Annotated in this window: 4 protein-coding genes; all 4 read left to right on the top strand. The window is 37.0% G+C overall.

The features are described 5' to 3' along the window. Window positions 1–168: 168 nt before the first annotated feature. From E2R68_RS02275 to E2R68_RS02260, 4 genes are read left to right on the top strand one after another with little or no spacing between them, the layout of a single operon-like run. Window positions 169–1,002: a helix-turn-helix domain-containing protein gene (locus E2R68_RS02275; protein WP_134275891.1), complete on the top strand. Its 834-nt coding sequence runs from the start codon at window positions 169–171 to the stop codon at window positions 1,000–1,002. A 51-nt stretch (window positions 1,003–1,053) separates the two neighbouring features. Next, window positions 1,054–9,330 carry a type I polyketide synthase gene (locus E2R68_RS02270; protein ID WP_134275890.1) on the top strand — a complete coding sequence of 2,759 codons (8,277 nt, stop codon included), beginning with the start codon at window positions 1,054–1,056 and terminating at the stop codon, window positions 9,328–9,330. A gap of 1 nt (window position 9,331) precedes the next feature. Then, entirely contained in the window at window positions 9,332–11,920 is a 2,589-nt protein-coding gene (locus tag E2R68_RS02265) for a PfaB family protein (protein WP_134275889.1), read from the top strand. Between the two features lie 9 nt (window positions 11,921–11,929). Continuing rightward, on the top strand, window positions 11,930–17,752 hold the full coding sequence (locus E2R68_RS02260; protein ID WP_134275888.1) for a hotdog fold thioesterase: 5,823 nt from the start codon (window positions 11,930–11,932) through the stop codon (window positions 17,750–17,752). Window positions 17,753–17,757: the final 5 nt, after the last annotated feature.

The following is a 17,757-nucleotide window of genomic DNA, read 5'->3' as shown; positions in this document are numbered from 1 at the left end:
TATCAGCCTCTTACATATTGATCTTAATGATCTTAAATGAGTGTTCAGTCACATAAATTTAATCCGTTCATAAATAATACAAATAAAAGTATCGGTAGATTGTATAGGGAATGATACCTGTGTATATTACAGTCAATTTCTACTTTACATTTTGTGAATTAAATTATTTTGACTGCAAAACAGCATAAAAACGCGACAACAACGCCTGAGATAAGAGCCTTTATCCGAGACTCCGAGTTACCAACGGCAGTATTAGCTCGTTTATTAAAAATATCTGAGTCTACCGTACGTAAATGGCGTCAGCGTGAAACCTTAGAAGATGCTTCTCATATCCCTAAACATTCCAATACAACCCTGACATTGCAGCAGCAATATGTTGTTGTGCAATTACGTACTCGTTTAATGCTTTCATTGGATGAGTTACTAAAAGTTTGTCGACAGTTTATTAATGCCAATACCTCCCGCGCAGGTTTGCAACGATGTTTAAAACGTCATGGTGTATCAAAACTTGCCGATATTGATCCTGCTGATGAATTGGGAAAATTAGAACAACAAGTGAGTGTGGCTATTCAAGATAATACTTCAGAAAAAATTCTTAACTCTGAAGTGAATCCACAAGCGATGTTAGAGGTATTAAACCAATTACGCTTAGAAGATGCAGAAGAGCAGCAAAGTAGCCTGCTTACTGATTATGCGAGAACTGCAAAAACGCGTAGTTTAACTTGCGAGGACGTGGTGCAAGTTAATGTTATCACTCTACCTGAATTAGATAAAAAAGCAGGCAGCGAAGAAAATAATAAAACAAACCAACATCGTTTATTGATTGCTAATGATCCTGATAGCCAATGGGTTTATGTCGATTTATATCAAGATGATGAAGCTGATGCAGCTAGACGATACATGAAACATGTATTGAAACATGCACCATTCCATATCCGTCGTTTATTAGCGGCAAATTATAATGAATTTTTAAGTCGATTTAGTTTATTAAATGAGCAGTAAAAGCTCAGTAAGCAAATAACCGAACTAATAGTAATGCCATTGGAGAAAGTAATGTCAAAAGAACAAACCACCAACACTGCGTCAGATAAGCGTATTAATTCTCGCTTACAAGAAACGCCGATTGCAATCGTTGGAATGGCCTCTGTTTTTGCTGAAAGTAAAAACCTAGGACAGTTTTGGGATATGATCGTTAACTCTGTTAATGGTATTCAAGATGTACCTGAAGATCGCTGGGCTATTGATGATTATTATTCTGAAGATAAAAAGGCCGCTGATAAAAGTTATTGTAAACGTGGTGGTTTTTTACCTGAGATCGACTTTGATCCAATGGAATTTGGTTTACCACCTAATTTATTAGAGCTGACCGATATTACACAATTAATGGCATTAGTTGTTGCTCGAGACGTATTAGCAGATGCTGGCGTGAGTGAGGAATCAAGTTTTGATCGTGACAAAATGGGGATCACGCTGGGTGTAGGTGGCGGACAGAAGCAAGGCGGGCAATTAATGTCTCGCTTACAAGGCCCTGTATTAGAGAAAGTATTAAAAGCGTCAGGTTTAAGCGATAACGATACCGACGTGATTGTTGAAAAATTTAAAAAAGCTTATATTCCTTGGGAAGAAAATTCATTTCCAGGCATGTTAGGTAATGTTATTGCTGGACGTATTGCTAATCGCTTTAACTTTGGAGGCACAAACTGCGTAGTTGATGCAGCTTGTGCGGGCTCTTTAGCTGCTATTAAAATGGCAGTTTCAGACTTGTTAGAATATCGTTCAGACATGATGATTTCTGGTGGTATTTGTTGTGATAATTCACCGTTTATGTATATGTCTTTCTCTAAAACACCGGCATTTACTGATGGAGATTGTATTCGTCCTTTTGATGAAAAATCAAATGGTATGATGATCGGTGAAGGTGTTGGTATGATTGCTTTGAAGCGATTAGAAGATGCTGAACGTGATGGTGACCGAATTTATTCTGTGATCAAAGGTATTGGCAGTTCTTCCGATGGTAAATTTAAATCGATTTATGCGCCAAGACCTGAAGGGCAATTAAAAGCATTAAAACGCGCTTATGATGACGCTGGTTTTGACCCAAAAACTTGTGGACTAATTGAAGCTCATGGTACGGGTACTAAAGCGGGTGATGCTGCAGAATTTAGAGGTTTAGAGCTATTATTTAGTGAAAATAATGATCAAAAACAACATGTCGCATTAGGTTCTGTTAAGTCTCAAGTTGGTCATACTAAAGCAGCTGCAGGCACTGCTGGATTAATTAAAGCGGCTTTGGCTTTGCATCATAAAGTATTACCGGCAACAATTAATGTTGATAAACCCAATAAGAACTTAAATATCGAAAATACACCTCTGTATATTAATACTGAAACTAGACCATGGATGCAACGAGCTGATGGAGCTAAACGTCAAGCAGGTATTAGCTCATTCGGGTTTGGTGGTACTAATTTTCATTTTGTTTTAGAAGAATATACGCAAGCTCAACGTGGTGCTTATCGTTTAAATGATGTTGCACAGTCATTTTTACTTAGTGCAGACAACAAAGCTGAATTAATCAAAATATTAAATGAAAACCTGAATTTATTAAACGTAGATGTTGAATTTCAACCTTATGCCTTTAATAAAATGGTTCTTTCGTATCCCGTTCAGAAAATTGCTCAGTCTCAAGTGCGTTGTGGTTTTGTTGCACATGACGCTAATGAGGCAATTAAATTAATTCAGGACATTATTAAACAATTAATGGCCAATGAAAGCAAAGAGTGGTCTCAATCCACAGGCATTTTTTATCGTGAACAAGGTATAAAAACAACAGGTAAAGTTGTTGCACTTTTCTCTGGTCAAGGTTCTCAATACGTTAATATGGGACGTGAGTTGGTTTGTCATTTCCCAAGTATGATGTCGACTCAAGTTGCAATGGATCAACAATTTCATCAAGCAGGTAAAGCAAGTTTATCGAATATTGTTTATCCTATTCCTGTTTTTGATGCAGAGAAACGTTCTCAGCAAGAGCTTAATTTACGCCTAACTCAGTTTGCACAACCTGCCATTGGTGGTTTATCAGTTGGTTTGTTTAATACTTTTAAACAAGCAGGTTTTAAAGCGGATTTCTGTGCAGGCCATAGCTTTGGTGAGCTAACTGCGTTGTGGGCTGCAGGTGTGTTTTCTGAAGTTGATTATATGAAGTTGACTATTGCACGTGGTCAAGCAATGTCAACACCAGAAAATACTGATATTGATGCAGGAAAAATGGCTGCGGTAATTGGTCATGCCGATGAGGTAGAAACGTTAATTTCCTCAATTGAGAATGTCAGTATTGCTAATTATAATGCACATAATCAAGTCGTTATTGCTGGTACAACCGATGCAATTAAAGCGGCTTCAGTTACTCTAAATACTAATGGTTTTAAAGTTATTGAGTTGCCTGTTTCTGCGGCTTTCCATACGCCGTTAGTTGGGCATGCACAAAAACCATTTGCTCAAGCGATTGATGAAGTTACCTTCAATAAACCAACCACGGCTGTTTATTCTAATGCAACGGGTAAAGCTTACAACAACAATCCAGAAGAAATTAAAGCTGAACTAAAAAAACATATTCTACAATCAGTACAATTTAGTGAAGAAATTAGCCAGTTATATAACGCTGGTGGACGCATCTTTGTTGAATTTGGACCTAAAAATGTCTTAACTCGTTTAGTTCATAATATCTTGAGTGATAAAAACGACGTTTTCACTATTGCAACTAATAGTAATGCTAAAAAATCATCGGATTTACAACTACGTTTAGCTGCTTTAGAGCTTGCTGTTATGGGATTAGAGTTAGATGGTATTGACCCGTATTCTGCAGTAGCACGACCTACTGTTGCCCCTAAGAAATCACCTCTTGCGATGAAGCTCTCTGGTGCATCTTATGTGAGTCCAAAAACTAAAAAGGCCTTTGAAGATGCTCTGACGGATGATTGGAAAATAAGTAATGCTCATTCTTCAAGTAGTACTGTAAAAGAAGTTGTTGTTGAAAAGGTTGTTGAAAAAGTTGTTTATGTTGATAACACTGGTAAACCACTTGCTAATCAACCGGCTCAAACGCCTACGGCACAACAAAATTTAGCTTCCAATATTGAAAATAATATTGAGCTATTTATTAAGCATCAATCAGACTTATTAGCCGTTCATCAAGCTTATTTAGATGGGCCAAATCAGTATGCAGAAACCTTTCAAAGCGTATTAGCCGCACAGGCTGGCCAACAAAAATTACCAGAAGGTTTAGATAAAACGTTAGCTATGTATCACGATTTCCAAACGGAAACATTACGTGTACATGAAACGTATTTAAACAATCAGACTAATAATATGCAGCAAATGTTTGCACATAGTTCCGATAATCAAGTTGCTAACTTGACCAGCAATGCTCATTCGCAAACGCCACAAAATCAGAGCGCACAGTTGAATACAGCAAAAGTAACTTCAGCTCATCAAAATACTGTTAAGCAAACTGCTGTTAAATCTAATGATTTGCAAGCACAGTTACAAGCTACGCATCAAACAATTCAAAGTGCTAAAGCTGTTGTGGAAAATCAACATCCTATTACTCAAATCAATTTACATGAGATTGAGAATAAAATGTTAACCGTGGTGGCGGAAAAAACAGGTTACCCAACTGAGATGCTTGAGTTAAGCATGGATATGGAAGCTGACTTAGGGATTGATTCAATCAAACGTGTTGAGATCCTAGGTGCTGTGCAGGATAATATTCCTAACTTGCCTGAATTAGATGCAGAGCAGTTATCGCAAATGCGTACTTTAGCTGAAATTGTCACTTATATGAATGAAGTGGTGAGTTCAGTAAGCGTTTCTTTGCCTCAAGTCTCAACTATCGCAGTAAAAAACCATATTACTGATAGCCAAGAAATTGAACAAACTATGCTAGCCGTAGTGGCAGAAAAAACAGGTTACCCAACTGAGATGCTTGAGTTAAGCATGGATATGGAAGCTGACTTAGGGATTGATTCAATCAAACGTGTTGAGATCCTAGGTGCTGTGCAGGATGATATTCCTAACTTGCCTGAATTAGATGCAGAGCAGTTATCGCAAATGCGTACTTTAGCTGAAATTGTCACTTATATGAATGAAGTGGTGAGTTCAGTAAGCGTTTCTTTGCCTCAAGTCTCAACTATCGCAGTAAAAAACCATATTACTGATAGCCAAGAAATTGAACAAACTATGCTAGCCGTAGTGGCAGAAAAAACAGGTTACCCAGCTGAGATGCTTGAACTAAGCATGGATATGGAAGCTGATTTAGGAATTGATTCAATCAAACGTGTTGAGATCCTAGGTGCCGTACAAGATGAAATCACCGACTTACCTGAATTAGACGCTGAGCAATTATCACAAATGCGTACCTTAGCTGAGATTGTTACTTACATGAATGAGGTAGCGGCATCATTTATTCATGCGGTAGTGAGTTCAGCACCTATATTGACTGAAACGGTTACGGCAATAACTCAAGCTATCGATATTCAATTAATCGAACGTACGATGTTTGCGGTGGTTGCGAAAAAAACAGGTTACCCAACTGAGATGCTTGAGTTAAGCATGGATATGGAAGCTGACTTAGGGATTGATTCAATTAAACGTGTTGAAATATTAGGTGCAGTACAAGATGAGATAACCGACTTACCTGAATTAGATGCTGAGCAATTATCACAAATGCGCACCTTAGCAGAAATTGTCACTTACATGAACGAAGTGATGAGTTCAATTAGTGTTGCTGCTCCTCAGCTGTTAGAAGAAAGTGCTTTGCCTAATAGCATTTCGAATAACGTCATTGCTAATAAAACAATTGATGCCAAATTGATTGAGCAAACTATGCTAACCGTGGTGGCGGATAAAACAGGTTATCCTACTGAGATGCTTGAACTAAGCATGGATATGGAAGCCGACTTAGGAATTGATTCAATCAAACGTGTTGAAATATTAGGTGCAGTACAAGATGAGATCACCGACTTACCTGAATTAGATGCTGAGCAATTATCACAAATGCGCACCTTAGCTGAAATTGTCACTTACATGAACGAAGTGATGAGTTCAGTAAGCGTTGCTTTACCTCAGTTGTTAGAAGAAAGTCCTTTGTCTAATAGCATTTCGAATAACGTCATTGCTAATAAAACAATTGATGCCAAATTGATTGAGCAAACTATGCTAGCCGTGGTGGCGGATAAAACAGGTTACCCAACTGAGATGCTTGAACTAAGCATGGATATGGAAGCTGACTTAGGAATTGATTCAATCAAACGTGTTGAAATATTAGGTGCAGTACAAGATGAGATCACCGACTTACCTGAATTAGATGCTGAGCAATTATCACAAATGCGCACCTTAGCTGAAATTGTCACTTACATGAACGAAGTGATGAGTTCAGTAAGCGTTGCTTTACCTCAGTTGTTAGAAGAAAGTCCTTTGTCTAATAGCATTTCGAATAACGTCATTGCTAATAAAACAATTGATGCCAAATTGATTGAGCAAACTATGCTAGCCGTGGTGGCGGATAAAACAGGTTACCCAACTGAGATGCTTGAACTAAGCATGGATATGGAAGCTGACTTAGGAATTGATTCAATCAAGCGTGTTGAGATATTAGGTGCAGTGCAAGATGAGATCATCGACTTACCTGAATTAGATGCTGAGCAATTATCACAAATTCGCACCTTAGCTGAAATTGTCACTTACATGAATGAAGTAAATAATGATTCTAGTGCTTCGGTTGTTAGGTTTAATGTGTCTAAAACAATTGATAAAAAGGAGTTAGATGAGTCGCTTCTAGTTTCTACTGAGATAGAAAATATCATCGCATTCACTCCATCTCCTAGTGCTACAGTACAGATTAAACAATTAGCCGCACTTGAATGTATGGATTCACGTGTTGTAAATAAAAATATGCTACTTGTTAATGATGGCCAAGGAAGTTGTGTTTATATTGCAAATAATTTATCTCAATTAGGCTGGAATGTTGTTGTTATTACACCGAGTTGGATCGAAAGTGCAACAACCAAAGTCTTTAACAAAGAAGTAACTAACCTTCCTTTAGATGAAGTCACTGAAGCCGCATTAAGTGTTGTATTAGAAAGTAAAGAACAATGGCAATCAGTTATTTACCTACACCCTAAATCAGAAGTGCTTGGTATTCATTTTGAAAGTAAATATAAAAAAGGCTTACAGCTTGCATTTTTACTCGCAAAACTAAGTAAGCTTAACCAAGTTAATAATGAAACCCGTTCATCATTTGTTGTATTAACGCGTCAGGGCGGAGATTTTTCTACCAATAAGATTGAGAAAAAAGCAGATCTTGTGCAAGGCGGTTTGGCAGGGTTAGTGAAAACGCTCGCTCATGAATGGGATAATGTTTTCTGTCGTATCCTTGATATTCCATCACAATATGCGGCAGAGAAAGTAACAAATATTGTGATCAATGAGTTGAATGATAAGCAAACAAAACCTGTTGAAGTTGGTTTTAACAGTAAAGGGCGTTTGACCTTAGTTGCGAAGTCAACGGATAGTTATACTTTAGAAAGTAGTCACTCAATTGATCAAGATTCAGTTTTTCTTGTTAGTGGTGGGGCAAAAGGCGTAACTGCTCATTGTGTTATCGAGATTGCTAAACAGTACCAGTGTAAATTTCTTTTATTAGGTCGCTCTGCATATCAGGCTCAGGAAGAAACTTGGTCATTAGAGCATGAAACAGAAGAATCATTAAAAAAAGCAGCGATGCAATTTTTAATCGCTGAGGGTGAAAAGCCAAACCCTAAACTAATTCAAAATATGGTTAATCCTGTGCTTGCGAACCGAGAAATCAGTCAAACATTAAACCGTATCTCAGATGAGGGCGGTATTGCTGAATATGTTAGTGCAGATGTATGTGATGCATATAATCTAAAACAAGCCATTGAACCTATTTGTGAGTTATGGGGGGCTATCACAGGTATCATTCATGGTGCTGGAGTATTGGCTGATAAGTATATAGAGCAAAAAACATTGCTCGAGTTTGATCAAGTTTATAATACAAAAGTAAATGGTCTACAGGCGATGTTAGCATGCTGTGTTCCAGAGCGATTAGAGCATCTTGTCGTGTTTTCTTCTGCCGCTGGTTTTTATGGCAACCCAGGGCAATCTGATTACGCAATTGCTAATGAAATACTGAATAAAGCAGCTTATCGATTTAAATTTTTGTATCCAGAGACACAAGTTTTAAGTTTCAACTGGGGACCATGGGATGGTGGCATGGTAACACCTGCATTAAAACGTATGTTTGATGAACGTGGTGTTTACATTATTCCTATTCAATCAGGCGCCACATTATTAGTACGAGAGTTAGCTTCAAATACTAATCGTTGTGTACAAATTGTTGTTGGTACTGATATGTCAGGGAACGATAAAACAACAGAGGATGATTCAACTCCAGTGATTTCGAAACCATTATCAAGCAGTGTGGTTAAGGTATTTAATACCGATAATAGTTCTTTGCTTCGAGATCATCAGATTGATGGGTTTCAGGTATTACCGACGGTTTGTTCAATTGCTTGGATGAAAAGTGTATGTGAAGAATTATATCCAGAATACAAATACCAAGGGATTGAAGAGTTTAAGTTATTTAAAGGTATTGTATTTGATGGCAACCAAGCAAAACAGTTTTTGATTGAAACAAAATTAGTTGAAGACAGCGAGTCATCGATTTGTGTTGATGTCGTGATCAGTAGTGAAAAAGAGAAAGGTAAAACCTTCTTCCATTTCCGTGGATTGGTTAACTTATCTAAGCAAAAATCAGAAATGTTAGTTTATCAAGATGCTTTACCTACATTGATAAAAAAAGACTCTGAAGAAGCTTTGGCGCTTTATCATGATGGTAGTTTATTTCATGGAAAAAATTTCCAAGGAATAAAACAGATACATCAAATGGATGAGTCAGGGATATTGTTAGAGTGTGTTATTGATCAATCAGTTTTACGTTCTCAAGGTGAATTTTTATTAGTTGATAATAATGTTTTAGCTAATGACTTGGTTTATCAAGCTTTACTTATTTGGACAAGTAAATTTATAGGGGAAGGTAGTCTACCGAGTAGTACAGATGCTTGGCAGGTGTTTAGAGAAGTCAATATTAATGAATACTTCTTTGTTAAATTAACTATCACTAAAACAGTTGGACAACGTGTTATTGGTAATATTTTATTAATTGATAAAGATGGTAACATTATTAGCAAGGTAACTTCTGCTGAGGTGACCTGCAGTGCAACATTAAAAGCGTTATTTAAGGCTAACGCATAATATGTTGTCAGTGATAGGTTTAGACGTTAGTTTTACTTCGGTAAAAGGTATCGATGCATTCGATTATCACCTTTACCGAAATAAACCTATCTCGCTGAATAATAATGAATTTTATATGGATTCTCAGCAACTAGTTGATGATATCTATCCATTTGTTAATGGAGTGTTATCGGCTAATCATATAGTGGCGTCATGTGTGGATCTGGTTGCGCTTGATGACGCCAAAAATATTTTCTCGGATATTATTAAAAAAAATAATTGTTTAGCAGATTTTGCAAGTTTTTCTCATGCAAATGAAATTAATCAAAGCTTACAGTTAGCAAAACAATTAAGTTTTGAAAATCACCGACCAACATTGATTTTGTCTATCAACCAAATGCATTTTGATGGAATGGTTGCTTTATTAGTGTGTGATAAAAAGTTACTGAATGATGAGTTTTATCTAGACACAAAAGATCAATTACACTTAGCGCAATTAGCACAAATTAAACATTGCCATTGTTATGCTGAGATAAATGCAACCTCTGTAGAGAAATTAGCGAATTTTAATGCGGAAAATGAAAGTGTCACTACAAACATTAGCCAACATATTCAACAGTTTCTGTTCCAAAATAAGTTAAAAACTAAGCATATTGATTCATTTCTACTTTCACAGAACGATAAATCTGAAAAGCATGCTTTTAAGCCTTTAGAATTTTCACATCAAAAAGGGTGTTTGCATGCTTTTAGTTCGTTAAATTCCTCGCCGTTACTACACGAGCTAAATCAAAAAACTCTGTTTGCAAATTCATTAATAAGCAATGTTGATCTCCTTGATTCTGCTTCTGAAAATTTTAATACGTTATTAGCTTTAGTCTCAGGCATATTGTGTTTAGATCAAGGTTACAGAATCGCTGGAAAACAAAATTTTATTGATCAACAGTTAATTAAAGACTACCCCTTATCAGGTTTATACGCTTTACAGCAATCAACAAGTTATTTGCCTAACAAAACAGAACACTTTCGTCATATATTGTTAAGCCAGATATGTTCAGATAATTTTTCATTAGGTGATAGTCATCATCTGATACAACTTTCTGTAGCAAATCAGATTAACGGTGAAGAAAATGAAAGGTCCGTGAATAACGGGTTTTTGGCGCAACAACCTAGCAAACCCGTGATCGTTACTGCATGTAATATTAGCGTCTTACATCAAAATCTAAATAAAGTGTTAAATAACGTCAAAGAGTTAGAACAAAATTTTAATCTTTTTTGTGAGCAACAATATCATCTGTTTACTGAAAATTTTTCCGATGAAAATATTGAAAGCTTTTATTGTATTGTACTGATTGCATGTTCATTCTCGACATTAGAAAAGCAAATTCAATTAGCTTTGCATGGCATAACTGAGCCAATGGTTAAACCTTGGAAAACACCTACGGGTAGTTATTTTAGTGGGGAGCTAATTCAAACTAAACAAGATCAGAGTTCATTAAACTTTGTTTATCCCGGTGTTGGTGCATTGTATGTGGGGATGGGAAAAGATTTATTACGATTATTTCCTGAAAGTTACCATCGTCTATTAACTATGACAGATGATCTTGCCGCCGCATTACAAGATAACTTAATGACCCCACGTTCATTAAGTAAACCTGATAAAACTCACATAATAGAATATGAAAACTTATTACGGGATGAATTAGCTAATATTGCTGAAGCAGGAGTGAGTTATGCTTGTTTATTAACCACTATATTTCAAGAACAACTTGGATTAAAAGCAACTAGTGCTGCAGGTTATAGCATGGGTGAAGTGAGTATGTTTGCTGCACTTGGTTGTTGGAAGTCACCTCATGTAATGAGTCAACGGCTACGAGAAAGTCCAATATTTACAGCGCAATTATCTGGTCCATTAAAACGTCTGGATAATGAGTGGCCTAAATTAGCTAAAAAAACGGGAACTCCTTTGTGGGAGTCATACCATATTAAAGCGGAATTATTGCAAGTTGAAGCACTATTAGAGTCTTTCCCTCGGGTGTATATCACTATTATTAATACACCTGATAGTTTGGTGATCGCTGGTGATCCTGAACAATGTGTAGCCTTATCAAAACAACTTTCAGTTAGAGCAATAGCACTTAATGTACCTAATATTATTCATTGTCCTTTAGCCAAAAGCGAATATGAAAATATGCAAAAGCTTTATTCTTTGGATATTAAAGAAAAAGTGAGCTGTAAATTATTTTCTAGCTCTTGCTATTTACCCATCCCGATCACTGAAAAAGCCATCGCAACCAGTATTAGTAAATGTTTAACCGAGCAAGTAGATTTCCCAAGGTTAATAAAGCAACTTGCTGCACAAGGTGAACGTGTATTTATTGAAATGGGCGCAGGAAAGTCTTTAGGCACTTGGATTGAAAGAATATTAAAAGATGATTTAACAACTGTTACATGCTTATCGGTTAATCAGAAAAATTTAGATGATCATAGTGCCATTTTAAAAACCATTGCACCTTTAATTAGCCTTGGTTATCAAGTTAATTTACAGTCTTTTTTTACAGGCACGATAATTCGTCCAGTTAAAAAATATAACTGTAACAATTTAGTATCATAGAGAGTATTTATGGAAAACATCGCCATTGTTGGTATTGCTAATTTATTTCCAGGGTCAAGTGCACCTGAAGCATTTTGGCTGCAATTATTGCAACAACAAGATAATCGAACGGAAATTACTAAAAGTGAGTTAGGTGTTGACCCGCTAAAATATTTAGGAAAAAAGGGCGATAGTGATAAATATTATTGTCTATACGGTGGTTATATCCGCGACTTTAATTTTGATGCAACTGAGTATTTACCTGAGCCAAATATTACAGACATAAGCACTGAAAAACTAATGCAATTAGATGACTTACATCAATGGTCATTATTTGTAACAAAGCGTGCTTTACAGGATGCTGGTTATTGGAAAAGTGCAGCATTAAAAGATTGTGGTTTAATTTTAGGTAATCTATCTTTTCCTACTAAGCAGTCTAACTTCCTATTTATGGATCTGTATCATGATGTAGTTGAACTCGCTTTACAAAAAACACTCAATAGCAGCTTTCAATTAACACCTTTTGCAGCAAGAAAAACAGTATCTCCTGAAAATGCGTTAGTCGCAGGGTATCCAGCGGCAATGTTAGCCCAAGTAAATGGACTAGGCGGTAATTCATTTGCGCTTGATGCAGCCTGTGCTTCATCTTGTTACAGCGTGAAACTTGCTTGTGATTATTTGCAAACAGGTAAAGCTAATATGATGTTAGCTGGTGCAGTATCTGCGGCAGATTCTCTATTTGTTAATATGGGTTTTTCTATCTTCCAAGCTTTTCCTGGAAATAATAGACATGCGCCTTTTGATAAAGATTCTCAAGGTTTATTTGCCGCACAAGGTGCGGGCATGATGGTGCTTAAGCGACATAGTGATGCCATTAAAGATGGTGACCGAGTTTATGCTGTGATTAAAGGTGGCGCGTTAACAAATGATGGCAAAGGAGAATTTGTCCTTAGCCCAAATAGTAAAGGTCAGGTGCTTGCTTATGAAGAGGCTTATAAAGATGCACAGATCGACCCTAAACATATTGATTATATTGAATGTCATGCGACTGGAACACCAAAAGGCGATAAAGTCGAATTGAGTTCGATGGAGCAGTATTTTAGCCAGTATGATCATAAGCCATTATTAGGATCGGCTAAATCCAATTTAGGACACTTGTTAACTGCCGCCGGAATGCCTGCGATGACAAAAGCCATTTATGCTTTAAATGAAAAAGTGATCCCTGCGACAATCAATGTTGTTAATGTCATTACAACGCAACATGCTTATTTTTCTCAACAACAAATTCCATCTACTAGTGTTGCATGGCCAGAAGCTGATCATCAAGCAACTGCTGGGGTGAGTGTCTTTGGCTTTGGTGGCAGTAATGCGCATATTGTTTTGCAAGCAGGTGATACACCGTTAATTGAAGATAAGCGTAAACTGAATGATGTTTCTAGTCTGGCTATCGTTGGTATGGATTGTCACTTTGGTTCCATTGAAAGCATTGCTGACTATAAAAATAGATTAAGTGAACAAGGGGGAAATTGTTTTAGAGAGTTACCTAAACAACGCTGGCAAGGGATTGAACAACAGAAGTCGGTATTAAAGAAGGTTGGTTTAACTAAAGCACCCTTAGGTAATTATATCGAACAGTTTGATATTGATTTTTTACGTTTCAAAATCCCGCCTAATGACCAAGATAGCCTGATACCACAGCAATTGTTAATGATGAAAGTGGCAGATAACGCAGCAAAAGACGCAAAACTAGTAGAAGGTGCAAATGTTGCAGTCTTGGTGGCGATGGGCTTAGAGCTTGACCTTCATCAGTATCGCGGCCGTGTTAATTTACAGACACAAATAGAGCAAAGTTTAATTGACCAAGGTATTGAGTTAACAGAGCAACAATTAACTGAATTAACTCATATTAGTAAAAGTAGTATTAATGAGCCTGCGCAATTAAATCAATATACCAGTTTTATAGGTAATATAATGGCGTCTAGGATCTCTGCTTTATGGGATTTTAGTGGGCCAGCGTTTACTGTGTCTAGTGAAGAAAATTCAGTTTATAAATGTGTTGATATTGCCGATAATTTATTAAAAACATCGGATGTTGAAGCTGTCATTATTGCGAGTGTTGATCTTGCTGGTAGTTTTGAAAATGTCAGTTTAAGACAACGTTTTAATCCTGTTTCTGAAAATGCAGAAGTTGAAGTGGATCCTACTCAACAGCAAAATTGGTTAGTGGGTGAAGGAGCAGGAGCGATTGTACTGAGAGCTGTCAGTAGTGAGCGACAGAGCCTTGAGCTAGGTAACTTTTCTGAATCTGTTTATGCCAATATTGAATCTTGTGTATTTACCGCCAAGCAAAACCAATCAGGCAACGAAGATGTCGCGTCTCTTGCATTGCATGAGGCAGGTATTGAAGCTAATCAAATATCTCAAGTTGAATTATTTGCTGCTGGTAACCAATCACAACTAACACAAGAGAAATGTGCCTTAACAGCTGTTTACCCAATGGCTAAATTAGTCTCTTCAAAACAGCAAGTGGGACATTTATATAATGCTTCCGGTATGGTGAGTTTGATTGCTAGTGTGTTAGCGGCTAAATCGAATATTAAAGAAACTAAGTATGTAGCAATCAATGGACTAGGTCTTGATAACAGCATTGCACATCTTATCGTATCAAATAACAATGCATTAAAAGCGATAAGTTCAACGCTAGAGGATACGCTTAATAAATCTCAAGTTAAAAAAGCTAGCCTTATTAAGAGCGTGTCTTTAGGTGGAAAATCTATTTATGACAGTATTTGTTGTGAAAGAAATAATCCTCTTATTGTACAAATACATCAAGCCTTGAATCCAACACCAGAAATAGTGAAAACAAACATTATTCAACCTGAGCAAGTTTTAATGAATGTCAAAATACCTCAACAACACTCTGCTGTAAGTCAGTTAGCATTTAATAAAGCAACACAGGATATCGAACAAACAAACCAAACACATCAAGCATTTTTACGTGCTCGCTTTATGGCTGAAAAGCAAATTTCAACGCTGATCAAGTTACAAGCGCAAATGAGTATCGCTGGAACGACGACTAATACTCCAACTTCCACTATTTACTTGCCATTGAATGGTGTCACTAAACAGGTTAATGGCGTTATTCAAATCAAAGGGCAAGCAGGCTACCAATACCCTGATTTGCAACTCATTGAGCAATATAATAAACCTGAAAACGTGGTTTTTGATACGCAACAATTAATTGAATTTGCTGAAGGGGATATTGCCAACGTATTTGGTGAGCAATATAAAATTATTGATAGTTATCCTCGTCGAGTACGTCTTCCAACGACGGATTATCTGTTAGTCAGCCGAGTCACTGAACTTGATGCTAAAACAAATCAATACAAAAAAGCGTCGATGTTTACTGAATATGATATCCCTCTTGATGCGCCATTTTTAATTGATGGTCAAATTCCTTGGTCTGTATCTGTGGAGTCTGGTCAATGTGATCTCATGTTGATCTCTTATATTGGTATCGATTTCCAAAATAAAGGTGAGCGAGTTTATCGCTTATTAGATTGTGAGCTAACTTTCCTGGAAGAGATGGCGTTTGGTGGTGAAACATTACGTTATGAAATACATATCGATTCTTATGCAAAAAATGGTGAACAGCTTTTATTCTTCTTCCATTACGACTGTTTTGTTGGGGATAAAAAAGTATTAATTATGCGTAATGGCTGTGCGGGTTTCTTTACAGATGAAGAGTTGGCCGATGGTAAAGGGGTGATTGCAACAGCGAATGACAAAGCACAATTAACTTCCGCTAAAAAATCGTCATTTATACCATTAATTGCGAACAATAAAACACAGTATAACTACCAAGATATGTTGAAGTTAGTCCATGGTGACATCAAAGGTTGTTTTGGGCACGCTTATGATCAACAAGGACGTAATCCTTCATTGAAGTTTTCATCTGAAAAATTCTTGATGATAGAACGTATTACTAAGATTGATAGAAATGGCGGTCATTGGGGATTAGGCATATTGGAAGGGCAGAAAGATCTTACACCTGAACACTGGTATTTTCCTTGTCACTTTAAAGATGACCAAGTGATGGCAGGATCATTAATGTCAGAAGGTTGTGGGCAAATGGCAATGTTCTTTATGCTGTGGTTAGGCATGAATGGTCATGTTAATAATGCGCGTTTTCAACCTATGGCGGGTGAAGCACAAACGGTTCGCTGTCGTGGACAAGTCAGACCACAACATAATACGCTAACTTACCGTATGGAAGTGACTGCGATTGGCATGGAGCCAAGACCTTTCATCAAAGCAAATATTGATATTATTCTTGATGGCAAAGTAGTGGTTGATTTTAAAAACCTTTGCATGGAAATAAAAGAGCAAGATCAAAATAGCCCATTCCCTGTGACGCTACCGAATAACGTAGAGCTGGTTGATGATGCCAATCCGAACCAAGCTTCAATTAATCAACCGTCAGTTAATAATATTGAAGAACAATTGCAACAAATCCAAACTGTTAATGCCATTCCTGTTACTTCAGAAAAAGAATTACAGGTGATTGACGAACGCGGAATCAAACCATTTAAACACCCAGAGCGTCCTTTAATGCGTGTTGAATCTGATTTAACAGCTCCAACAAATAAAGGTGTCGTGCCAATCCAACATTTCTCTGCACCTATGGTAGCAGGACAAAACAGAAAACCAGATACAACACCATTTACACCTTGGCATTTGTTTGAGTTTGCGACAGGCAACATTAGTCAATGTTTTGGTCAAGACTTTGACGTATACCTGGGTAGGACACCTCCTAGAACGCCTTGTGGTGACCTACAAGTAGTTACACAGGTTACAGAGGTCAAAGGGCAGCGTATGGACTTTAAAACGCCATCTAGTTGTGTTGCTGAATATTTTGTACCTGAGGATGCTTGGTATTTCACTAAAAACAGTAGTGAAAACTGGATGCCGTATGCGTTATTGATGGAAATAGCATTACAACCTAATGGTTTCATCTCCGCTTATATGGGCACTACGCTTAAATATCCTGATAAAGATCTGTATTTCCGTAATCTGGATGGTCATGGTGAATTGGTCAAAGCGATTGATTTACGTGGTAAAACGATTGTTAATAAATCAGTGTTGTTGTCTACCAGTATGGCGGGTGGTGCCATTATTCAAAGCTTTAGTTTTGATTTAAGTGTTGAAGGAGAAACAATGTATCGCGGTGGTGCAGTATTTGGTTATTTCAGTGCAGATTCGTTAACTAATCAATTAGGTATCGATAACGGACAAATCACGCAACCTTGGTTTGTTGAACACAATACACCCGATGAAAAAGTTAAACGGATCGATTTAACTGATAATGAGTTGGCATTGTATAAACCTTCTACAGATAAACCTTCTTATCATCTGGCTGGTGGGCAGTTAAGCTTTGTTGATAACGTGACTATTGTTGAAGGCGGTGGTGATCACCAGTTAGCTTATATCTACGGTGAACGTACTATTGATGCAAGTGATTGGTTCTTCCGTTATCACTTTCACCAAGATCCGGTAATGCCAGGTTCATTAGGTGTTGAAGCGATCATTGAATTATTACAATGTTATGCATTGAGTAATGATTTAGGTAAACAGTTTATTAATCCTCGTTTCATTACACCGAAAACAAAAGTTGCATGGAAATATAGAGGGCAAATTACGCCACTGAATAAACAAATGAGTTTGGATATTCATTTAACAGATATCATTAAAACGGATTCAGAAGTGCGTTTAGTAGGTGATGCAAATCTATCTAAAGATGGTCTGCGGATTTATCAAATAAAAGATATTGTGCTTAGCATTGTTGAAGCTTAAGAGAA

Source organism: Psychromonas algarum, assembly GCF_004376845.1.
In the GTDB taxonomy this organism is placed as follows: domain Bacteria; phylum Pseudomonadota; class Gammaproteobacteria; order Enterobacterales; family Psychromonadaceae; genus Psychromonas.
Note: the sequence above shows the minus strand (reverse complement) of the source record. Positions and strands in the feature narration are given on the sequence as shown.